General features: G+C 69.4%; 15 protein-coding genes. 11 read left to right on the top strand and 4 right to left on the bottom strand.

Annotated features, from left to right (window positions below; translation table 11 throughout):
* Window positions 1-17: 17 nt before the first annotated feature.
* Window positions 18-1,409: a RagB/SusD family nutrient uptake outer membrane protein gene (locus ACJ8AN_RS34005; protein ID WP_407759716.1), complete on the top strand. Its 1,392-nt coding sequence runs from the start codon at window positions 18-20 to the stop codon at window positions 1,407-1,409.
* 99 nt (window positions 1,410-1,508) lie between these two features.
* On the opposite strand, the gene ACJ8AN_RS34000 is transcribed toward ACJ8AN_RS34005, so the two are convergent.
* Window positions 1,509-3,086: a M20/M25/M40 family metallo-hydrolase gene (locus ACJ8AN_RS34000; RefSeq protein ID WP_407759715.1), complete on the bottom strand. Its 1,578-nt coding sequence runs from the start codon at window positions 3,084-3,086 to the stop codon at window positions 1,509-1,511.
* A gap of 259 nt (window positions 3,087-3,345) precedes the next feature.
* Here ACJ8AN_RS34000 and ACJ8AN_RS33995 point away from each other — a divergent pair, with 259 nt between their 5' ends.
* The 5 genes from ACJ8AN_RS33995 to ACJ8AN_RS33975 all read left to right on the top strand — a co-directional run bounded on the left by ACJ8AN_RS33995 (window position 3,346) and on the right by ACJ8AN_RS33975 (window position 13,659).
* Entirely contained in the window at window positions 3,346-3,768 is a 423-nt protein-coding gene (locus tag ACJ8AN_RS33995; RefSeq protein WP_407759714.1) for an SET domain-containing protein-lysine N-methyltransferase, read from the top strand.
* Between the two features lie 78 nt (window positions 3,769-3,846).
* Window positions 3,847-5,550, top strand: coding sequence for an NHL repeat-containing protein (locus tag ACJ8AN_RS33990; RefSeq protein WP_407759713.1), 1,704 nt, complete (start codon window positions 3,847-3,849; stop codon window positions 5,548-5,550).
* Window positions 5,551-6,058: 508 nt separating this feature from the next.
* A complete protein-coding gene (locus ACJ8AN_RS33985; RefSeq protein WP_407759742.1) occupies window positions 6,059-8,827 on the top strand; it encodes a protein kinase domain-containing protein in 2,769 nt (922 codons plus the stop codon).
* Between the two features lie 20 nt (window positions 8,828-8,847).
* Window positions 8,848-10,134: a hypothetical protein gene (locus ACJ8AN_RS33980; protein WP_407759712.1), complete on the top strand. Its 1,287-nt coding sequence runs from the start codon at window positions 8,848-8,850 to the stop codon at window positions 10,132-10,134.
* 9 nt (window positions 10,135-10,143) lie between these two features.
* On the top strand, window positions 10,144-13,659 hold the full coding sequence (locus tag ACJ8AN_RS33975) for a DUF4215 domain-containing protein (protein WP_407759711.1): 3,516 nt from the start codon (window positions 10,144-10,146) through the stop codon (window positions 13,657-13,659).
* Window positions 13,660-14,368: 709 nt separating this feature from the next.
* On the opposite strand, the gene ACJ8AN_RS33970 is transcribed toward ACJ8AN_RS33975, so the two are convergent.
* Window positions 14,369-16,615, bottom strand: a complete 2,247-nt coding sequence (locus tag ACJ8AN_RS33970) for a M4 family metallopeptidase (protein WP_407759710.1) — start codon at window positions 16,613-16,615, stop codon at window positions 14,369-14,371.
* A 489-nt stretch (window positions 16,616-17,104) separates the two neighbouring features.
* Between ACJ8AN_RS33970 and ACJ8AN_RS33965 the strand changes: the two genes are divergently transcribed.
* From ACJ8AN_RS33965 to ACJ8AN_RS33955, 3 genes are read left to right on the top strand one after another with little or no spacing between them, the layout of a single operon-like run.
* Window positions 17,105-17,818 carry a MotA/TolQ/ExbB proton channel family protein gene (locus ACJ8AN_RS33965; protein WP_407759709.1) on the top strand — a complete coding sequence of 238 codons (714 nt, stop codon included), beginning with the start codon at window positions 17,105-17,107 and terminating at the stop codon, window positions 17,816-17,818.
* Between the two features lie 3 nt (window positions 17,819-17,821).
* A complete protein-coding gene (locus ACJ8AN_RS33960) occupies window positions 17,822-18,256 on the top strand; it encodes an ExbD/TolR family protein (protein ID WP_407759708.1) in 435 nt (144 codons plus the stop codon).
* Between the two features lie 16 nt (window positions 18,257-18,272).
* Complete coding sequence (locus ACJ8AN_RS33955) at window positions 18,273-19,070, top strand: energy transducer TonB (RefSeq protein WP_407759707.1); 798 nt, start codon at window positions 18,273-18,275, stop codon at window positions 19,068-19,070.
* 30 nt (window positions 19,071-19,100) lie between these two features.
* On the opposite strand, the gene ACJ8AN_RS33950 is transcribed toward ACJ8AN_RS33955, so the two are convergent.
* Window positions 19,101-19,514: a hypothetical protein gene (locus ACJ8AN_RS33950; protein ID WP_407759706.1), complete on the bottom strand. Its 414-nt coding sequence runs from the start codon at window positions 19,512-19,514 to the stop codon at window positions 19,101-19,103.
* 332 nt (window positions 19,515-19,846) lie between these two features.
* Window positions 19,847-20,746, bottom strand: coding sequence for a hypothetical protein (locus ACJ8AN_RS33945; RefSeq protein ID WP_407759705.1), 900 nt, complete (start codon window positions 20,744-20,746; stop codon window positions 19,847-19,849).
* A 662-nt stretch (window positions 20,747-21,408) separates the two neighbouring features.
* Here ACJ8AN_RS33945 and ACJ8AN_RS33940 point away from each other — a divergent pair.
* A complete protein-coding gene (locus tag ACJ8AN_RS33940; protein ID WP_407759704.1) occupies window positions 21,409-21,747 on the top strand; it encodes a TerB family tellurite resistance protein in 339 nt (112 codons plus the stop codon).
* Between the two features lie 73 nt (window positions 21,748-21,820).
* The gene (locus tag ACJ8AN_RS33935; protein ID WP_407759703.1) at window positions 21,821-22,633 is read left to right on the top strand and encodes an aldo/keto reductase; all 813 of its coding nucleotides are present in this window, start codon (window positions 21,821-21,823) and stop codon (window positions 22,631-22,633) included.
* The last annotated feature ends 33 nt before the right edge of the window (window positions 22,634-22,666 follow it).

Here is a 22,666-nt window from a genome sequence, read left to right as displayed (position 1 = left end):
TGAGGACTCGCGACAACATGAAGAACATGAAGAAGGTGGTCCTGGCGCTGTGCGCCACGGTGGGGCTCGGCGGGTGCGGTGACTTGACGGTTCCGGACCTCAACAACCCGAGCATCGAGTCGTTCCAGGAGACCCCGACGCGCACGGCCGTGCTCAACGCGGCCACCGGTCTGCTCATCGGCACGCGCGCGGGCATGACCAACCAGAACGGGTACGTGGCCCTGCTGGGCGTGCTCGGCCGCGAGGGCATCGTGCTGGACTCGGCCGATCCCCGCTACATCGGCGAGATGCTGCAGGGGTCCGCGCTCAACGCCGGCAGCCCCGCCTTCGGCGGCAACTTCTGGAACGCCCCCTACGCCAACATCCGCAACGCCAACACCCTGCTCAACGCCCTGGAGAAGGTGGACGGCGTGAGCGAGGCGGAGAAGAGCGCCATCCGGGGCTTCGCCAAGACGATCCAGGCCCTGGACTTCCTGGTCATCGTCAACACCCACGACACCAACGGCGCGCCCATCGACGTCAACCGCCCGTTCGGCAGCGAGCTGGCTCCCATCGTGAGCAAGGACGAGGTGCTCGCGCACATCGCCCAGCTGCTCGACGAGGCCAAGACGGATCTGCAGGGCGGCGGCACGGCGTTCCCCTTCCCGCTGAGCAAGGGGTTCACCAACTTCGAGCTGGGCCCGGACGGCAAGCCGTTCGACATGACGGTGCGCAACTTCATCAAGGTCAACCGCGCCCTCAAGGCCCGCGTGGACGTGTACCGCGAGCACTGGGACGAGACGCTGGCGGACCTGGAACAGTCGTTCATCACCACCAGCCCGGTCAGCCTCAACCTCAACCTGGGCGTGTACCACTCCTTCAGCGCCGGCTCCGGTGACGTGAAGAACACGCTCAACGGCCCCAACATCTTCGCCAACCCCATCCTCCTGGCGGACGCGGACAAGCAGCTGGATGGGCAGAACGACGCCCGCGTGCTGCGCAAGGTGAAGGCCGCGAAGAACCCCGGTGAGCTGCCGGGGGTCATCACGAAGTTCTCGCTCGCCTTCAAGCAGTACGAGGCGGACGACTCGCCCATCCCCATCATCCGCAACGAGGAGCTCATCCTCCTGCGCGCCGAGGCCCACATCCGGCTGGAGCAGTACGAGGCCGCCATGGAGGACCTCAACCTCATCCGCACCTACTCGGGCAACGTGGCCGCGATTCCCGAGGTGTTGACGGGGGAGGGCGCCACGAACGAGCTGCTCAAGCAGCGCCGCTACTCGCTGCTCTTCGAGGGTGGGCACCGGTGGATCGACATGCGCCGCTACGGGAAGCTGGAGGAGCTGCACCGGGAGGATCCCGAGGGCATGCAGTTCAACGTCCACCTGCGCTTCCCCATCCCGAACACGGAAATGGACGCGCGTCAGTAGTCGCATGAAGAAGCCCCGGGCCGCGGCTTGCTGAGGCCGCGGCTCCGGGGCTCTGTGTTTCAACCCGGGGTGGGCAAGCTCACCCCGTCACCGCGAGGGCTAGTAGGTGCCCTTCATCGTCGTCGAGCTGTACGCGCTGTAGGCGTACGAGCAGGCGTACCAGGTGCCGGCGCTCGGAGCGCTGATGGTGCAGCTCTCGGCGTTGCCGGAGAGGTACGGACGGCAGTTGTAGGTGCTCGTCGTCGGCTGCGAGCCGAAGCGCACGTACATGTCCGCGTCACCCGTGCCACCCGCCTGGTTGAAGACCACCGAGCTCACGCCGCTCGGGATGACCAGCGTGTTGCAGGTCCACGTGCCCGTGGCGCCCGAGTACGGGGCCGTCGCCACGCCGTTGGTCAGCGTGCCGGTGCCACCGCCCGTGCCGCCGCCCGTCGGGGGCGGGGTGTTGCCCGTCGTCGCGCCCTTGGCCACTTCACCCATGAAGGCCACGCCGAGCTTGGCGAACTTCACCGAGTTGTTCGCCGTGCCGCCCGTGTAGGTCAGCGTGTCGCCCGCGGTGTGGATCTGCGGGTTGTCCGTGGTCATCGTCGCCTCGAAGGGCATCGTGGCCGGGTAACCCGCGCTGTTCCACGAGGCGTGGTCCGAGCAGGCGTAACCGCAGGTGATGTTGGTGTACGTCGTGCCCGGCAGGTACGTGGGCAGGAGGCTGCCGGTGACGAAGGCGTTCAGCGTGGCGTTGGTGTTGTCCGTCACCATGCCGAAGTCGTAGCTGGAGCCCTTGTAGTTGGTCATGTCCAGCTGGAGCACGCCCACCACGTTGGTGCCGGCGCTCGCGAACGAGTTGGCGATGGCGTTGGAGCCGTAGAGGCCCACCTCCTCGCCCGCGTAGGCCATGAACTTCACCGTGCGCGCCGGCTTGTAGCCATTGGCGATGGCGGTGCGGAACACCTCGGTGATGGAGGCCACGCCCGAGGCGTCGTCATCCGCGCCCGGCGCCACGCCCGTGGAGCTGCTCTGGTTGATGGAGTCCAGGTGGCCACCGAGCACCACCACCTCGTTGGGCAGCGTGGTGCCGGTGATGGTGGCGATGACGGAGGGCTGCGTCCAGGTGTGCGTATAGAGCGCCACCGAGACGTCGGTGCGGCCGTTGGCGATGGTGGTCCACTGCGTCTTCAGCCAGTTGGCCGCGTCCGCGCCCGTCTGCACGTTGTAGCGGCGCGTGGTCCAGTTGGTGGACAGCGAGTTGATGGTGTTGCGGATGTTGAGCTCCTGCACGCCACCCAGCATCGCGTTGACGGACGGGCCGTTGTTGACGTTGAAGGCAATGAGCGTGGCCAGCGACTGCGGCGCCGTGCTGGCGGTGGCGTTGCGCTCCACCTCGGCCAGGGCCTGGGTCTCCGTGTCGTGGGCGATGAAGCCCGCGCACCGGTTGAGCTTGTCGTGCATCACGCCCGCGACCTTGTCGATCTGCGACTCGCGGATACGCAGCGCCGTCACGCCGCCCTTCTCGCGCGCCGCGGCCGGCAGCTCCACGCCCTGCTCCTTCAACGACGCGCGCACCGTGGGCAGCGCGTCCGAGCCGATGGTGATCCACACCTCCTTGTCCTGCTGGGGGGCCGCCGCGAGCGCGGGCGCCGCACACGCGAGCCACACGATGACCGTTCCGAACTTGCTCATCCGCATACGCTTCTCCTGGGGCAGGTACTGCCTCATGGGGGGAAATCCTCGAACCGGACCTCTCCGATTCATTGGAAAGGCAGACTTATCCGCCAACACGGGAACTTATTGCACTCCAGGTCGGGTGGGAAATAACCTGCGATGTAGGATTCCCGACGTTCCCTGTAGGAGCCTGGAACGGGGGCATTCGTGGTAGCTAGGGCCCCGCGGGCCGGGCCGCGCAGGACTCTTCCCCCGGCACTGGGACAGGGTTTCAAGGATGCAGGCAGGTGAGTCGCTCTTCGTTCATCCGGGGCTGAAGATCCGACCGTGCGAGTGGGGTTACGGCGTCTTCACGGACGAGCGCATCCCCGAGGGCACCATCATCGAGGAGTGCCACTACCTCAAGGTGCCCTTCCGCTCGGTGCGCACCTCGGCGCTCTCGGACTACGTGTTCAACATCGAGTGGGGCCCGCACGAGGAGGACCGGGGCGGCGAGTGGGTGGCGATCGTGATGGGGTCCGGGATGATCTACAACCACTCGCAGGAGCCCAACGTGTCGTACTACCGGGGCTACCAGAAGGGGGAGGCGCCCAAGGACGTCTTCACCTTCTACGCGCTGCGCGACATCGAGCCCGGCGAGCAGCTGTGCATCAGCTACGGCGAGAACTGGTGGAAGACGCGCGGTCAGGACATGCCCTGAGGCAGGCCCTCCTGGAGGCCTCGCGGGCCGGAGGGCTCGGCTTGTCGCTGCCTCGGAGCCCGTGACATAAAACAGCGCATGCGCATCCCTCTGGGTCGTCTCGGTTTGCTGGGTCTGGCCATGCTGGTGGCCGCGTGCGATGAGCAGAAGCCGGAGGAGCAGCCGCCGGCGAAGTTCCACGTGGGAGGCACGCTCAGCGGGCTCTCCGGGAGCATCACCCTGCGGCTCAACGGGCAGGAGGACCTCACCCGTGACGCCAACGGGCCCTTCTCGTTCCAGACCCAGGTGCAGGACCAGGGCGACTACGCGGTGACGGTGGCCACGCCGCCCCCGGAGCAGGACTGCACCGTGGAGGGCGGCACGGGCCAGGTGGCCGGCGCGGACGTGGACTCGGTACGGGTGCGCTGCGCGACGCGGACGTACTCCGTCGGCGGCACGGTGGAGGGCCTGGACGGGACGCTCGAGCTGAGCCTCGGCGGCGAGACGCTGCGCATCACCACCAACGGCCCCTTCACCTTCGCGGCGAAGCTGCCCCGGGGCGGCACGTACGCGGTGGCCGTGGCCTCGCGGCCCTCGAATCAGCGCTGCACCGTGGCCAACGGCGGCGGCACGGTGGCGGGCAACGTGACGGGCATCTCCGTGCAGTGCGTCCACGTGTACACGCTGGACACCTTCCAGACGGCCAGCGTGGTGCTCGGCCAGGCCGACTTCACCAGCAAGGCCCCGGACCGGGGGGGGAGCTCCAACGCGGGCACGCTGAACAACCCCCTGGGCAATCCGGCGCTCGCGGGCGGGCGGCTCTACGTCCCGGACACGGGCGCCAACCGCGTCCTCGGCTTCGCCGGCGTGCCCGCAGCCAACGGCGCGAGCGCGGACCTCGTCCTCGGGCAGACGGACTTCGGGGGTTTCGAGCCCGGCAGCGGGCAGGAGGGCCTCGGCAACCCGGAGGGCCTCTCCAGCGACGGCACCCGGCTGGCCGTGGCGGACGTGCGCAACAGCCGCGTCCTGCTCTACTCCGCGCTCCCCGCCAGTACCGGGGCCACGCCCGCGCTGGTGCTCGGGCAGCCGGACTTCGGCCCCACCTCCACCTCGGCCGGGTGCGCGCGCACCTCGCTGGGCTTCCCGGAGGACGTGTTCCTCGGCCGCGGCAAGCTGCTCGTGGCGGACAGCGCCAACAACCGCGTCCTGGTGTGGAACACCCTTCCCACCTCGAATGGGGCACCGCCCGACCTCGTCCTCGGCCAGTCCTCGTTCACCACCTGCGTCGAGAACGACGCGGACGGCAACGGCACGCGGGACAGCACCTCCGGTGCCTCCACGCTCTGGAATCCCACCGGGGTCTGGACGGACGGCACCCGCCTCGCCGTGGCCGACAGCTACAACAACCGGATCCTCCTGTGGAACGCGTTCCCCACCCGGAGCGGGCAGCCCGCGGACGTCGTCCTCGGCCAGCCGGACTTCACCGCACGTGCGCCGGGCCTCTCCTCCACCGGGATGAACACGCCCTACACCCTCGCCTCCACCGGGCAGCAGCTCTTCGTGACCGACAGCCAGAACCACCGCGTGCTGGTGTGGAACGCGTTCCCCGCCGCCAACGGCACCCCGGCGGACGCCGTCCTCGGCCAGCCGGACTTCACCCACGCCAGTCCGTTTGATCCTCCCACCGGAACCACCCCGAGCGGGCGCAGCCTCAACCAGCCCGGGGGCGTGCTCCTGGCGTGGCCCCACGTCGTGGTGTCGGACTACGGCAACCACCGGCTGCTCGTCTTCGAGAGCCGCTGATACAGCCCTGTCGTTCACACGCCTGCCCGCCTGCCCCTCTCCTGGGTAGCTCGGGCAGGTACGTCCACACGACCCTACCTGAAGTCGGCTGCCCTTCGCGGAGCAGACGGCCTGCCCTGGGAGTCACGTACTATCGGTTCTTTCCGGCACGTGTATGATCACCAACAGTGGTGGGAAAAAAGGGGGGTGGCACCAGAAAGTCCGCAGTCCGGAATGTCTTGCGGCGCCGCCTCCTACGTAGCTCCCCCGCTTCGTGAACGCTTCGTAGGGGAAGTGGCCGGCCATGAAGAAGAACGAAGCAGCTGCCCTGAGTTGGACACCTTCCGATCTCGATGATCGGACGCAGGCCGCGGACGTGGAGTCCCTCTTCGGCACGCCCGTGGAGGTCGAGACGCCGTCGCGCGAGGCGTACTCGAACTCGCAGAACTCGCAGCGCTCGTCGTCCACGTGGGATGGGCCGTCGGGAGACACGGGTCCGGGAGGGGCGGCGCAGAGCCTCAAGCCGGGCATGCGCCTGCAGCACTACGAGCTCATCCGCGAGCTGGGCAGCGGCGGCATGGGCACCGTCTTCCTGGCGCGCGACACGCGGCTGGGCCGGCGCGTGGCCATCAAGTTCCTGCACACCGGGGACTCGGACCTCACCAAGCGCTTCATCCTCGAGGCCCGCGCCACGGCGCGCTGCAGCCACGAGAACATCGTCATCATCTACGAGGTGGGCGAGCACCAGGACAGCCCCTTCATGGTGCTGGAGTTCCTCCAGGGCCAGCCGCTGACGAAGTCGCTGGGCAGCCAGCGCCTGCCTCCGGCCCGCGCGGTGGAGCTGATGGTGCCGGTGGTGAAGGCGCTCGCGTGCGCGCACGAGCAGGGGATTGTGCACCGCGACCTCAAGCCCGAGAACATCGTGGTGACGGACTCGGGCAGCATCAAGGTGCTCGACTTCGGCATCGCCAAGGTGCTCCAGGGCGACGACGTGGCGGAGGCGATGGGAGCTCCCGTCATCCCGGGCCAGCAGCCGAGCCTGCACGACGTGCAGGACATGGGCGAGGACGTGTCCAACCTCACCCGCCGCGGCGCCATCATGGGCACCATGGCGTACATGTCCCCGGAGCAGTGGGGCATCGGCGTCACCATCGACAACCGCACGGACATCTGGGCCGTGGGCATCATGCTGTTCCGCATGATCGCCGGGAAGCACCCGTTGGATCCGCTGCGCGGCCCGCAGCTGATGGTGACGGGCATGCTCGACGAGCCCATGCCGCGGCTGCAGAGCATGGTGCCGGACGTGCCGCCGGACCTGGCGGCCGTCATCGACCGCTGCCTGCTCAAGAAAAAGGAGGAGCGCTTCCCGGATGCGAACTCGCTCCTGCGCGCGCTGGAGCCCTTCCTGCCCGGGCGCTACAGCCGCGAGCTGCGCATCGACGAGAGCCCCTACGCGGGCCTGAGCTCCTTCCAGGAAGCGGACGCGGACCGCTTCTTCGGCCGCACGCGTGAAATCGCGGCCCTGGTGAACCGCATCAACGACCGGCCGCTGCTGGCCGTCGTGGGTCCCTCCGGTACGGGCAAGTCCTCGTTCGTGCGCGCGGGCCTGGTGCCCGTGCTCAAGCGCTCGGGCACGGCGTGGGAGGCGCTCGTCATCCGCCCCGGCCGCAACCCGCTCGGCTCGCTGGCCAGCATCGTCGCGCCGCTGATGAGCTCCTCCACCACCGTCGAGGAGGACATCCAGGAGCAGCAGCGGCTCGTGGAGCGCCTGCGCAACGAGCCCGGTTACGTGGGCAGCGTGCTGCGCAGCCGCGCCCGGCGCGAGAAGCGCAAGATTCTCCTCTTCATCGACCAGTTCGAGGAGCTCTACACGCTGGTGCCGGACGTGCAGGAGCGCCTGGCCTTCACCGCGTGCCTGTCGGGCATCGCCGACGACGCCACCTCGCCCATCCGCGTCATCCTCTCCATCCGCTCGGACTTCCTGGACCGGGTGCCCGAGGACGAGCGCTTCATGGGCGAGCTGAGCCAGGGCCTCTACTTCCTCACCTCGCCCACGCGCGACGGCCTGCGCGACGCGCTGGTGCAGCCCGCCGAGATGGCCGGCTACCAGTTCGAGACGCCGGCCATGGTGGACAGCATGCTGGAGCACCTGGACGCCACCCAGGGCGCGCTGCCGCTGCTCCAGTTCGCCGCCACCCAGCTGTGGGAGGCGCGCGACCCCAAGCGCCGGCTGCTCACCGAGAGCGCCTACCAGTCCATCGGCGGCATCGCCGGCGCACTGGCCAGCCACGCCGACAACGTGGTGGCGGGCCTGTCCACGCAGGAGCGCACCCTGGTGCGCGCGCTCTGCCTGCGCCTCGTCACCCCCGAGCGCACGCGCGCCATCGTCTCCGCGGACGAGCTGCGCGAGCTGACGAAGGACACGGGCGAGATGCAGCGCCTCATCGACCACCTGGTGCAGGCGCGCCTGCTGGTGGTGCAGACGGGAGGCGGCGCCACGGGCGCGACGGTGGAAATCGTCCACGAGTCGCTCATCCACAGCTGGCCCACGCTGCGCCGCTGGCTGGACGAGGGCCAGGAGGACGCGGGCTTCCTCGAGCAGCTGCGCAACGCGGCCCGGCAGTGGCAGGCGAAGAACTTCGACACCAACCTGCTGTGGCGCGGCGAGATGGTGGAGGAGGCGCTGCGCTTCCAGCGGCGCTACCGCGGCGAGCTGCCCCAGCTACAGCACGACTTCCTCGGGGCCGTCTTCGCGCAGGCGAAGAAGGGCCGGACGCTGAGGCGTGCGCTGCTCATCGGCTCCACGGCCTTCCTGGGCCTGCTCGTCATCGCGGCGGTGGTGGCGCTCGTCATCATCAGCAACTCGCAGAAGGAGGCCGAGCGCCAGGCGGCGGCGGCCCAGGCGGCCGAGGCCGTGGCGCGCAAGGCCGAGGTGGGAGCGCGCGAGGCGGAGACGGAGGCCAAGCAGCGTCTGGCCGAGGTGCAGGCCAAGGAGCTGGAGCGCCAGAAGGCGCAGCAGGCCGCGGAGCTGGCCAACGCGCAGGTGGCGCTCACCAACCAGGAGCTGCTCTCCAAGAACGACGAGCTCATCTCCGCGTTGGAGCGGGCCCAGGAGGCGCAGCTGCGCGCCAGGTTCGCCAAGAAGCGCGCCGAGAACAGCGCTCAGGCGGCGCGGCAGGCCAAGGAAGACGCCATCCGCGCGGCCAAGGAGCTCTCCACGCTGCTGCACCGCGAGCAGGAGCGCGCCCAACGTCTGCAGTCCCAGCTCGGCAGTCCGGTCATCGAGGTCCTGAAGTGAGAAGCGCCGTGAGAATGGTGATGAACAGGTCCAGGGTCGCCCTCGCCGTGTCGGCCGTGCTGCTGTCTCTGTGGGCGCTGCCCGCCGAGGCCCAGCCGGCCAACGCCCGGCAGACGTCCGCCTCCAAGAAGCTGCCCGCCGCCCGGAAGCCGGCCCCCTTCAAGCTGCCGGCCCTCACCCAGAAGCCCCCGGGGGCCAGGAAGGGCACCAAGGCCGGGCTCCGGGGCAAGCAGAGGCCCGGCACCGCGCCAGAGCCCGGTACCGGCACCGGCGAGCAGCCCCTCGCCGAGCCCATGCGGCCCGCCGCCGACGCTCCGGTCGCGGCGCAGCCTCCCGCCTCCGCCCAGCAGCAGACCCTCTCCGCGCAGCCGACGAACACCCCGGCCGGTCCGCAGGCCGAGCGCCCGTGGGCCAAGGGCGTCTCGAAGCAGGACCAGGACACCGCGCTCGAGCTGTTCCGCGCGGCCAACGTCCTGGTGAAGGAATCCATCTTCGTGGTGGCCGTGGAGAAGTACCGCAAGGCGCTGGAGCTGTGGGACCACCCGGCCATCCACTACAACCTCGCGCTCGCGCTGATGAACCTCGACCAGCCCATCGAGGTGCACGAGCACCTGGTGGCGGCGCTGCGCTACGGCCCGGAGCCGCTGGAGAACGAGAAGTTCGAGTACGCCCGCAACTACAAGACGCTCGTGGAGAAGCAGCTGGCCCGGGTGGACATCACCTGCAACACGCCCGGCGCCACCGTGACGATGGACGGGCAGACGCTCTTCGTGGCCCCCGGCCGCTACGCGGGGCTGGTGCGCCCCGGCGCGCACAGCATCGTCGCGACGCTTCAGGGCTACCTGCCCACCGACCAGAGCCGCACCGTGCTCCCCGGCGAGACGACCCAGCTGGACATGAAGATGTTCACCTCCGAGGACCTCGTCCGCTACAAGCGCCGCTGGCCCGCCGCCATTCCCTGGCTGGTGATGGGCGCGGGTCTGGCCGTGGCCGGCGGCGGCAGCTGGCTGCACCTGCAGGCGCGCGACGACTTCAGCGCCTTCGAGGCGGGCATCACCGAGTGCGGCGGCTGCGTGCCGGCGGCGGAGCTCGCCTCCCGCCGCTCCCAGGGCAACCTGATGCAGAACGCCGCCATCGGCGGGTACGCCGTGGGCGGTGCCGCCGTCATCACCGGCGCGGTGCTCGCCTTCATCAACCAACCCCAGGCCTACCGCATCGACCCCGGCCAGGCCTCCCAGGACTCCGTGAGCATCACCCCCCTGCTCGGTGGTGACTCGAATGGCGTCCTGGCGACGTTCCGCTTCTGAGGTGACCGAATGACACGAGAGCCTCTCTCCCCCTCCTCCCGCTGTCACGGCGCCGCGCTCGTCCTCGCGCTGCTGACGCTGCCGCTGCTCTCCGCGTGCTTCACGCCCGACACCGTGGACTGCCCCTCGGGGCTGGTCTGCCCCTCCGGTCAGAAGTGCGCCACCAAGCAGGACATCTGCATCAAGACGGACTGCGGCGACGGCATCATCCAGCTCGGCGAGGTGTGTGACGACGGCAACATCCTCGACGGCGACGGCTGCAGCCGCACCTGCACGTCGAAGGAAATCTGCGGCAACGGCCTCGTGGACACCGCGGCCCTCGAGGTGTGTGACGACGGCAACAACACCAACGGCGACGGCTGCAGCGCCAACTGCAAGTCCAGCGAGCTGTGCGGCAACGGCATCCTCGACACCGGCGTGGGCGAGAAGTGCGACGACGGCAACACGCGCTCGGGCGACGGCTGCAGCGCCGACTGCCAGTCGCTGGAGATCTGCGGCAACGGCTACCCGGACGTCTCCCGCGGCGAGAAGTGCGACGACGGCAACAACGAGAGCGGTGACGGCTGCAGCGGCGACTGCAAGTCCCTCGAGGTGTGCGGCAACGGCCTCGTGGACGCGGCGCGCGGCGAGGCCTGCGACGACGCCAACACCACCAGCGGCGACGGCTGCAGCTCCGACTGCAAGTCCAACGAGACGTGCGGCAACGGCATCAAGGACACCGCCATCGGCGAGGTGTGCGACGACGGCAACAACGCACCCAATGACGGGTGCAGCTCCGACTGCCGCTCCGGCGAGGGCTGCGGCAACGGCGTGCGCGACCTCGACGAGGAGTGCGACGACGGCAACACCTCCAACACCGACAACTGCCTCACCACCTGCAAGCTGGCCTACTGCGGTGACACCTACCTGGACCGCGAGCTGCCGCGCACCGAGGCGTGCGACACCGGCGGCGAGTCGAAGACGTGCAACGCCAACTGCACGGTGCGCGCGTGCGGCGACGGCATCGTGAACGTCACCGCCGGCGAGCAGTGCGACAACGCCGGCGCCACCGACAGCACCAGCTGCGACAGCGACTGCACCATCGCCTTCTGCGGCGACTCCCACGTCAACCCCGCCCGCGGCGAGCAGTGCGACACCGGCACCACCACGAAGACGTGCGACTCGGACTGCACCGCGCCCGCCTGCGGCGACAACTTCCTCAACACCGAGGCCGGCGAGCAGTGCGACACCGGCGGCAACTCGCGCTACTGCGACAGCGACTGCACCCCGCCCACCTGCGGTGACGGCTTCTACAACAACCAGGCCGGCGAGAACTGCGACGACGGCAACACCAGCGACGGCGACGACTGCCTCAACACCTGCAACCCCAACATCTGCGGCGACGGCCGGGTGAACGTCTCCGGCCCCAAGCGCGTCGAGTCCTGCGACGACGGCAACACCCTCAACGAGACCGAGTGCGCCTACGGCACCCGCACCTGCACCACCTGCAACTCCACCTGCTCGGCCCCGCTCAACCTCACCGGCAAGTACTGCGGTGACGGCTCCAAGAACGACGTGAGCGAGAAGTGCGACGACGGCAACACCACCACCGAGACCGAGTGCGCCTACGGCACGCCCTCCTGCTCGGCGTGTGACGCGGCCTGCTCCGCCGTGCTCAGCCTCACCGGCCCCTACTGCGGCGACAACGCCAGGAACGGCTCCGAAGCCTGCGACGACGGCAACAAGGTCACCGAGACCGCCTGCCCCTACGGCAGCCCCACCTGCACCCTGTGCAACGCCAGCTGCTCGGCCCCCGTGGACCTCGCCGGCCCCTACTGCGGCGACAACACCAAGAACGGCCCCGAGACGTGCGACGACGGCAACGCCGTCACCGAGACCGCCTGCCCCTACGGCACGCCCAGCTGCACCGCGTGCAACGCCAGCTGCTCGGGCAACGTGAGCCTGTCCGGCCCCTACTGCGGCGACAACGCCAAGAACGGCCCCGAGGTCTGCGACGACGGCAACAAGGTCACCGAGACCGCCTGCCCCTACGGCAGCCCCACCTGCACCACGTGCAACGCCGGCTGCTCGGCCACGGTGGACCTCACCGGCCCCTACTGCGGCGATGGCTCCAAGAACGGCCCCGAGACGTGCGACGACGGCAACACCGTCAGCGAGAGCGCCTGCCCCTACGGCAACGCCACCTGCACCACGTGCAACGCGGGCTGCTCGGGCACGCTCAGCCTCACCGGCCCCTACTGCGGCGACAAGGCCGTCACCGACGGGGAGCACTGCGACGACGGCAACAAGGTCACCGAGACCGCGTGCCCCTACGGCATCGCCACCTGCACCCTGTGCGACTCCACCTGCTCGACGGACCTGCCCCTCACCGGCACCTACTGCGGCGACGGGGTCAAGAACGGCCCCGAGGTGTGCGACGACGGCAACAACGTCAGCGAGACCACCTGCCCCTACGGCACGCCCAACTGCACCCGGTGCAACGCCACCTGCACGGCCACCCTCACCCTCACCGGCCCCCACTGCGGCGATGGCGTGAAGAACGACCCGAGCGAGGTGTGCGACGACGGCAACACCCTCAACGAGTCCGAGTGCCCCTACGGCAGCGCCACCTGCGTCACGTGCAACTCCACCTGCACGGCCCCCCTCTCGCTCACGGGCCGCTACTGCGGTGACGGCTCCAAGAACGACGTGAGCGAGGCGTGCGACGACGGCAACACCACCTCCGAGACCGAGAGCCCCTACGGCACGCCCAACTGCACCACGTGCAACGCCACCTGCAAGGCCACGCTCACCCTCACCGGCCGCTACTGCGGTGACGGCTCCAAGAACGACCCGAGCGAGGTGTGCGACGACGGCAACACCATCAACGAGACCTCGTGCCCCTACGGCAACGCCACCTGCACCACGTGCAACGCCACCTGCAAGTCCACGCTCAGCCTCACCGGCCCCTACTGCGGTGACGGAGTCAAGAACGGCACCGAGGTCTGCGACGACAACAACACCAATGCCTGCGGCACCTGCAACAACACGTGCTCGAAGCTCCAGCTCTCCAACGCCACCGGCACCATCAGCATCCGGAGCACCTCGGTGGGCGGCAAGGACTTCGTCGAGGGTGACACCTTCACCATCAGCGATGGCCTCAACACCCCGGTGACCTTCGAGTTCGACAGGAATGGCACCCCCGTCGTCGCCGGACGGGTGCTCGTCAGCATCAGCAACCTCTACACGCAGTCCCAGGTCGCCTCGGCCATCAACTCGGCCATCATGGGCGTCTCCGGCACCGCCCTCGACATCACGTCCACGGTCTCCTCGACCGTCGTGAGCCTCACGCACAAGCAGGCGGGCGCGTTCGGCAACCAGACCATCATCAAGCCGGCGTCGAACAACACCACCACGAACACCAACCTCCAGGTGTCCGGCATGTCCGGCGGCGCCGGCTTCGACTGCCCGGCGGGCGTCGAGTGCGCCAGGGACCAGGACTGCGACCCCAGCCTGGTGTGCCAGCCCGACGGCACCTGCGGGTAGGCAAGCCGTCCCCTGAAACCCAAGCCGCCGGCGCCAGGACGGGCCGGCGGTTTCGTTTTTCAGTTGCCGGGCAGCTCGCACTGCTTCGCGGCAGGCCGCGCTTCAGGGTCACGAGCTGCTCCACCTTCTCCGGCTCACCCAGCAGCGAGGGCAGCGCGATGCTCCGCGGCGCGCGGCCGAAGTCGCCACAGCCCCCGGCGAAGCTCGCCGTCTCCGAGAGCAGGTCCACCCCGCCCCCGCCCTCGGGCAGGCTCAGCGCGTACGCCAACGCCTCGTCCCCGCTCCTGGGGACGTCCTTCAGCAGGCGCCAGTCCGGCGAGACGCACGCGTCGAACCGCCGGGCGTCCTCCGCCTCCAGCTCACAGCCCACGGACTGAATCCGCTCGAGTTCGCGCGCGGCCCGCTGCTCGAGCGTCGCGCCCTGCTTCACCCGCTCGGAGAAGGACGTCTGGCCCTCCCGCGCCGCCGCCGGAAGCGCGCGGCCTCCGAGAACAGCGGCGCGAGGGCCGGAAACCGCGCGGAGAACGCCGGCTCACAGGCGGGCGGTGGAGGCTCCGCCGGTGCGGCGCAGAGGACGAGGGACACGGCCAGGGAGGCGCTCAGCAGCATGCGGCCTTCTGCGCCGTGGCCGCCCGGGCCCCCAAAAAGACGACGCCCGGGGGCCATGGGGCTCCCGGGCGTCAGGACTTCAGGGCTTCAACGCGAGGGCTTAGTACGTGCCCTTCATCGTCGTCGAGCTGTACGTGGTGTAGCCGTACGAGCAGGCGTACCAGGTACCGGCGGCCGGAGCGCTGATGGTGCAGCTCTCCGCGTTGCCGGAGAGGTACGGACGGCAGTTGTAGGTGGCCGTCGTCGGAGCGGCGCCGAAGCGCACGTACATGTCCGCGTCACCCGTGCCACCCGCCTGGGCGAACACCACCGAGCTCACGCCGCTCGGGATGACCAGCGTGTTGCAGGTCCACGAGCCCGTGGCGCCCGAGTACGCCGCCGTCGCCACGCCGTTGGTCAGCGTGCCACCGGTGCCGCCACCGCCCGTGGAGTACGAGCCCTTGAGGCTCATGCCCGAGGCGGCCGAGTAGCCGTAGATCTTCACGTAGTAGGTGCCGACGCTCGGGGTGGCGAAGGTGCAGGTCTCCGCGTTGCCACCGAGGTAGGGACGGCAGTCGTAGGTGGTGGAGGTCGGCGCGGCGCCGAACTTCACGTACATGTCGCCGTCACCCGTGCCGCCGCTCAGGGCGAAGGACAGGTTGGTGGCGCCCGAGGGCACGGCCAGGGTGTAGGTGCAGCCCCAGTCGTTGGCGGGAGAGGAGATGTTGGTCAGCGTCACGCCGTTGGAGAGCGCGATGGTCGAGGTGCAGCTCGGGGGAGGCGTCGTGCCGCTGCCCACACCCACCGCCTGCCAGGCCTGCGTCACGGAGGCGACCTCGGTCGTGTAGCCGAGCGCCGTCGCGGCATTCTCGGTGTACGTCTTCGCCTGGGCGAAGGTGGTGGAGGCCGTCATCAGGTTCGCGTTGGCGTAGTAGAAGATGGCGCCGGCCTTCTGCACGCCGATGCCCGTCACCGCCACGGTGCTCTTGCCGCGCGGGTGCGTGCCGCCCTTGGAGAGCAGCGTGAAGGCCAGGTTGGCGATACCGGAGCTGTAGTGCACGTCCTTGCTGCCGGCGGTGCTCGTCCAGTAGTCGAGCGAGACGCCGTCCGCGGCCGGGTCGTACATGTAACGGAGCGCGTCACCGGGGGTGGCGGGCGTCCAGATGTCGTCGCCGACCATGAACACCGCGTTGGTGGTGGCCCAGGTGCCCGAGGCGTAGCTCTCGCAGTAGGCGCCGAAGATGTCGCTCATCGCCTCGTTGAGGCCGCCGGACTCACCCGAGTAGGTGAGGTTGGACTCGTTCTCGGTGACGGCGTGGGTGAGCTCGTGCGTGGTCACGTCCGCGGACAGGCCCAGCATGCCCGACTGCACGCCGTCCGCATCGCCGTACACCATCTGGGTGCCGTCCCAGTAGGCGTTCACGTAGTTGGTGCTGTAGTGCACCGAGCTGATGAGCGTGGCGCCCGCGTTGTTGATGGAGTCGCGGCCGAAGTTGTTCTTGTAGCAGTCGTACGTGCCACCCAGCTTGGTGTAGTTGCCGTCGACGTGCGCGTCACCCGTGGCGGCGCCGCCCTCGGAGCGCTTGAGCGTGCCCGGGGTGGTGGTGCCGTTGTTGGCGCTGTACACCTTGCGGTTGAGCACGGTGCGGATGTCCGTGGTGCGGCCGAGGATGGAGCCATCCTTGGCGCTCACGTAGACGTGGTCACGCACGGGCAGCTCGAGGCCCTCGCCCGTCACCGTCACCTCGTAGGCCAGGGCGAGGTGGCCCAGGGCGTCGCGGTGGTAGACGAGCTGCGCGCTGTCGGCCTTCAGGGCAGTGCCCGAGGTGCCGCGCAGGGCGGAGGTGGTGGCGGCCTCGCGCGAGATGCGCGCGGTGGCCGGGACGTTCTCACCGTCGCGGGCGGTGCCGTTCACCGCGTAGACGCGGCCGGAGGCATCCACGTGCACGACGAGCTCGTCCGCCACCACCGGCAGGCCGTTCTTCGTCTGGGCGAAGCGGATGTGGGTGTTGCCCTGCTCGTCCACGCGCGAGCGCAGCGCCACGAGATCGGAGGCCTTCAGGCGGAAGATGGGGGCGATGCGGGTGAGGGAGTCACCCAGCTGGGCGCTCGCCGCACCGGCGGACAGGCCGCGCAGCGACTGGCCCACGGTGCCGAAGTCACCGCGCACCATGAAGGGCACCACACCGTCCTCGTGCTTACCGAGCACCTCGACGCCGGGGATGACACTCAGGGCGGCCTTCACGTCCGCCGAGGAGAGGGTACCGACGTCGCTGGTGTTCTCGGCCTGCGACTCGTCCGAGTCCTGAACACCGCACGCCGCGAGGGGAAGCGCCAGGAGCGCGGCCAGAATGCGATTACGAACCAAGGGGGGGAACCTCCTGCTGGCCGGTAGCGAAGGTGCCACCGCAGCCGGGCGGGAGCTTCAGCAGGATGCGTGCCATTCCAACTAATCGGGACCTTCCCTCTGATGGCCGTTTGCTGGGAGGACGCGACTGGAGTGGAGATGCTCCATACCGCGGGTGCAGGTTGTAATGAGCCCTGACAATCGGACCGCCAACTTCGTGAAAAGATTGGACCTCACACCTTCTGAGCGCCTGTCTTTTTTTCGGACACTCTGGCGGAGGTGGGTCAGGAGATACCCGGCCTTCCGCTCGGGAAGCGGACGTCCGGCGCTCAACACCGTGCCTTCCTAACAATTCCTGAGCTCCTGCACAAACGCGCATCCCAGCGGACGGGGGGGCAAGCGCCAAGCTGGCTGATTCATTTGACTTTCCGGAGCTTGGGGAAGAATGGTCGCGGTGCGTCGTTAGCCGGGGCGCTTCACCGTCCCCCCTCCTCTTTTTTCCAGGTCTCCATGATGTCCTTCGTCCTCCTGGCCCAGATGGGCAATGAGCAGGTCGGCTGGCTCAGCCGCAAGCTGCTCGGCGTGACGCTCACCAGCGCCGAGTGGGTGCTCTGGGTGCTCGTCGTCCTCTCCGTGCTGTCCATCGCGCTGATGCTGGAGCGGGCCGTGTACTTCGCCACGCACCGGCTGCCCAACTCCGAGGAGCTGGCCCTGCGGCTGGCCCGGGGTGACTTCGACGCGGTGCGCGCCGCGGTGTCCAAGGCCAAGGGGATGGAGGCCGCCGTGTTGCGCGAGGGCCTCGCCGCCATGGAGCTGGGCGCCGACACGGTGGAGGAGGTGATTGCCTCCACGGTGGCGCGCGAGCGTCCCCAGTACGAGCGCTACCTGTCCTTCCTGGGCACGCTGGGCAACAACGCGCCCTTCATCGGCCTGTTCGGCACGGTGCTCGGCATCATCAAGGCCTTCCACGACCTGGGGAACATGGGCGCCAAGGGCGCCGCCATCCAGCAGACGGTGATGGCGGGCGTCTCCGAGGCGCTGGTGGCCACGGCGATGGGCCTGGCGGTGGCCATCCCCGCGGTGGTCGCCTTCAACGTCTTCAACCGCCAGCTCAAGACGCTCACCTCGCGTACCACCGCGCTGGGCCATGCGCTCGTGGGCAGCCTGCGCGCCGAGCGCAGCCCGAGCACTCCGCGCGCCGTGGCGTCCGGGGAGGCGCGTTAGGCCATGGCCGGCGGCGCCCAGGACAACGACGAGGAGATTACGGGCATCAACGTCACGCCGCTGGTGGACGTGGTGCTGGTGCTGCTCATCATCTTCATGGTGACGGCCAACTTCATCGTCCGCGAGACGGTGGAGGTGGACCTGCCGCGCGCCGCCAACGGGGGCGAGACGGTGCAGGGGCTCGTCAACGTGGTGCTCGACAAGGAGGGCAAGCTCTTCTTCGACGGCGCGCAGGTGAGCGAGGACGAGCTGCTGCGCCGCGTGGCACAGGCGCTGGAGAAGGACAAGGAGACGCGCGCCATCATCAGCGCGGACCAGAGCCTGGCGTACGGCCGGGTGATGCGGCTCATCGACGTGGTGAAGGGCCAGGGCATCGCCAAGTTCGCCCTCAACATCGAGAAGGACGTGGCGCCCGCGGCTGCACCCGCGGCGCCGTGAGGGGTATCCCAGGGCCATGAGCCAGGCCGCGCTCGACACTCCCCTGCCCGTCCGCCGCGATCGCTCGTCGCGGGCGGTGCTGCTCTTCCTGCTCGTGTCCCTCGGGGTGCACGGCGTGGGCTTCGTGCTGCTCTCGCGCATGGCGGAGCGCCCCTCCCCCGTGGTGCAGCGCCCCGTGGAGCTGGTGATGGTGGAGGTGCAGAAGCCGCCCCCGCCCCCGCCGCCCCAGGAGGAGCCCAAGCCGCCTCCGCCCAAGCCGAAGGCGGCCCCCAAGCCGCCCCCGGTGAAGGTGGCCCAGGCCGAGAAGCCTCCTCCTCCGCCTCCGCCGGACGCGGCGCCGCCTCCGCCCAACGACACGCCTCCGCCCCAGCCGTCCTCCAAGCCCGTGCCGCTGGTGGTGGGCATCTCCATGTCCTCCACCACGAGCGCCGGAGGCTTCGCCGCCCCGGTGGGCAACACCGTCTACGGAAAGACGGGCGACAAGGCGGCGGACCCCAAGGACGTGAAGGCCTACTCGGCGCCCAGGTACGTGCCGGTGTACCAGGTGGACTCGGAGCCCACCGTGGCCGCCGAGGTGAAGATTCCCTACCCGGACGAGGCCCGGCGCGCCGGTATCGAGGGCACGGTGACGCTCTCCATCACCATCGACCACGAGGGCCACGTGGTGAAGGCCGTCGTCGTCAAGGGCCTGGGCTACGGCTGCGACGAGGCGGCGCGCAACGCCCTGCTGCGCTTCCGCTTCAAGCCCGCCGTCAAGAATGGCGAGTCCGTGTCCACGGAGATGAAGTACTCGTACACCTTCGTGCTGGACTGAGCCCGGGCCGCGCGGTTTGCGGCCAGCACGTCAGAGGTCCTCCCGGACCTGGGCCAGGGTGTACTCGTGGTGGTTGGGAAGGAACGGGCCCTTCCTCTCCACCAGCCACGCGGGGGCGCCCTCCGGGAGATAGAAGTCCTCCTCGAAGGGCGACAGCCCCAGATGGCGCAGGTACTCCTTGAGCAGGTCGAAGGTGAACCGGTCCCTCACCCGGCGTGCCTGGTAATGCTCGCGCTTCTCGAAGGGGAAGGGCTCGCCGGATTCATCGAAGACCCAGCGGCCCCCATCATTGGACGCTCCCAATGCGCGCACGTAGTTGAGCCAGTGCGTCTGGTGTGGGCCGTACATCTCGAGCATCACGGCCCCATAGCGGCCCTTGTCCTTCTGGATGGTGTTGGGCACCGCGACCACCCGCAAGCCCCGGCAGCCCAATCTCTCGGCCATGTATGACACGGGGCCAAAGACATCGGTCCCCCTCCACCCGTTGTCGACGTACGCCGTCCAGGCACTGCGCGTCGGTATGAAGAGGTACCGCCGCCTCTCGGCATCGGTCAGGGGCAGCAGAGCGGAAAGAGCCTGCTCCAAAGAACCTGATACCGGGCGCACCTCGGCGGAGATGCCACGGGACACGAACAGCCCTCCCTGCCACGCCGCGAAGGCACGGGCAGCATGCTCCGCACCTGCCTCCAAGAATCCCAGCTCCGAAGTGACAGGCGCCCAGCGGTCCTCCAGGAGCAGTCCCTTCATGTTCTCGGTCATCAGGTGAACCTCGCCGCTCAGGGCACAGTGATGAGGATGATCTCCGCGTCCGGGTCGTTGGACGTGGTGCGAGACTGATGGCCCGGGCCACGACCCGACGTGGGCGTGTCGTATTCCACGTGGTAGCGGCGGCCTTCATAGTCGAATTGCAAATCCGGTCGATTGATTCCCACACGCTGGCTGTTGCGCACCGTGACCTGCTGCTGGTTCACCCGAATGTTCTCGGCGCCAAGGGTCCGCAGATACTGGATGTCCGCCTGGACCTGCGCGTTCTGGGTGGGGCTGTGGCCAACGGGACGGTCCGGCCTACGCACCTTGGGCACCTTCGGGTTGACCACGACATCCTGGGGAAGGCGCGGGCCAGCGGCCACCGGCCGTGTCGGGTTGTTGCCCGCGAGCGCCTGGACCAAACCCGGCGATGGCGCGGGTGAGCCCGGCGCGGGAGTGGGTGCTGCTGGCGCGGGAGCGGGTTCTGGAGCGGGTGCGGTGGAGCGCGACACCGGCTGGCGCGGCGACGAAGCTTCGCCCCCGGATCCCTCCTCCCGAAGGAACGGACGGGGTGCTGGCTCCTCCGCGCTCAACCGCACCACACGCGAGAAGACTCCTTGCAGTACCCGGGTGCCCGTCAGGCCCAACAACAGCACCTTCAGCTCGCGCTGAACCGTTTCACTCAGCTCCCGCCGCACCTCGAGCATCGTCCGGGCAATGCGAGGTGTGGTGGCCGGAGAGAAGACGGTGGGCACGATGAGTGCCCCTCCCCCTCCCCGGTACCAGGCGTACCTCGCGCGTCCCGACGCGGGCACACGGGCCACCATGTCCGCCAGGGCCGCTTCCCGGTCCGGATAGAGGGAGGCGCTGAGCGGCTCCGCACTCGTGAGCCCCAGGTCCACCTGGGACTCGGGGACGAGCACGGGCAAAGGCACTCCCTCGCAGTAGAGGAGATACCCTCCGGCGGTGATGCCAAAGCCCACGGCTGTGACACGGGCATCGACGAAATCCCGATGTGCTCGGGGGTCTCCCAACCCCTGGGAGCTCCGAGGCAACTGGACGCCTCGCGGGTGCAGTTCCTCTGCCCGCTGGGGCGTGAGGACCTCGAAGTCCACCTCGACGGCCTGCTGCCCGCCTCCCGCCCCACCCGGGAAATCCCGAGCCGCGACAGGACCGGTCTGCCCATACAACTGAGGGCCCCCCGAGGAGGGCATCGCGGCACAGCCCGTGAGAAGCAACAGGAGCGCGAGCCCACTCAACCCCTGGAGGCTCCGCGCTCTGGGATGACAAGAAGTCGCAAGGGGCATGAGGCGCTTTCCGTTCGAGGCACTTTCACCGGGCATTCGGTAAGTCGCACGAAGCCACGATGCAGGCGCCGCCTGGAACACAGAAGGACACGAGAAGGAGCTGGCAGCGGCCCCGCCAGGGGTGGTGGGTGCGCCGGGGCATGAATCCGGTGGAACCCGGCCTCGGGGAACCGCACCCCACACCCCGGGTGAGTCGTCCACCCCTGGACGCCCGCGCCCCGTGCCTTCCTTGCGGCTCCCGCCCCCGGTGTAGAGTTCTCCCCCTCCCCCGCCAAGGAAGACGGATGACGCTCTCCGCAGAGGACCGCTTCAACATCGAGGTCATCAAGCTGCTGCTCCAGGTCGCCTGGGTCGACCGCGAAATCACCAACGCCGAGCGGATGATTGTCCTGGGCCTGGGCCGCAGCTGGAGCGTGCCCGAGGCGGAGCTGCACTCGCTGATGGACAAGTTCAAGGCCGGCGGCACCCTGCCCGAGCCCGACCTCGAGGTGCTGCGCACCCGCCCGGACGACGTGATGGAGGCCGCGCGCGCCATGTGCGTCGCCGACGGCAAGCTGGCCGAGGGCGAGAAGGTCATGCTCGAGCGCATCAGCACCCGCCTGGGCGTGACGCCGCAGGGCTGAGCTGCCGGGGGCCCCCCTGGCCAGGCGCCCCCACACCCGGAGTACGCTCCCCGGCACCACCCGGGAGCCCTCCATGAGCGCCGCCACCCAGCCCGCCACCGCCTCGCAGGACTTCACCCACCGCCACGTCCCCGCCTTCGGCAAGCGGGTGCACCGCCTGGGCCTCGCCGGCAACTACGGCATCGACGAGGCCGGCCTGGGCGCCGCCCTGGAGCGCGGGCTCAACTACATCTTCTGGACCCCGCGCATGGGCCGCTTCACGCGCGTGCTGCGCGAGGCCCTCAAGCGCGACCGCGAGCGCTTCGTCGTCGCCACCGGCCCCAGCTTCGGCTGGTTCCCCGGCCAGGTGCGCCGCGGCGCCGAGCGCGCCCTCAAGGTGCTCGGCACCGACTACCTGGACCTCTACCAGCTCTTCTGGCTCAGCAAGGTGAGCGCCTGGACCGAGGGCACCGTCGAGGAGCTCCTCGAGCTCAAGCAGGAGGGCAAGGTGCGCGCCCTCGGCGTCTCCATCCACGACCGGCCGCGCGCGGGGAAGCTCGCCGAGGACTCGCCGCTGGACGCGTTGATGATCCGCTACAACGCCGCGCACCCGGGCGCCGAGCGCGACATCTTCCCGCACCTGGAGAAGCGCAAGCCCGCCGTCGTGGCCTACACCGCCACCAACTGGCGCCGCCTGCTCAAGCGCCCCCGCGGCTGGGACGGGCCCGTGCCCACCGCGGGCGACTGCTACCGCTTCTGCCTCTCCAACCCGCACGTGGACGTGGTGCTCACCGGCCCCGGCAGCCTCGCGCAACTGGAGGAGAACCTCGCCTCGCTGGAGCGGGGCCCGCTCTCCTCCGAGGAGCTGGAGTGGATGCGGCGCTTCGGCCAGGCCGTCCACGGCTGACGCGCACCGCGGACGCGGCGGGGACGCGAGGGG

It is taken from the genome of Archangium sp., from assembly GCF_045802675.1.
In the GTDB taxonomy this organism is placed as follows: domain Bacteria; phylum Myxococcota; class Myxococcia; order Myxococcales; family Myxococcaceae; genus Archangium.
This window is presented reverse-complemented; position numbering and strand designations above follow the sequence as displayed.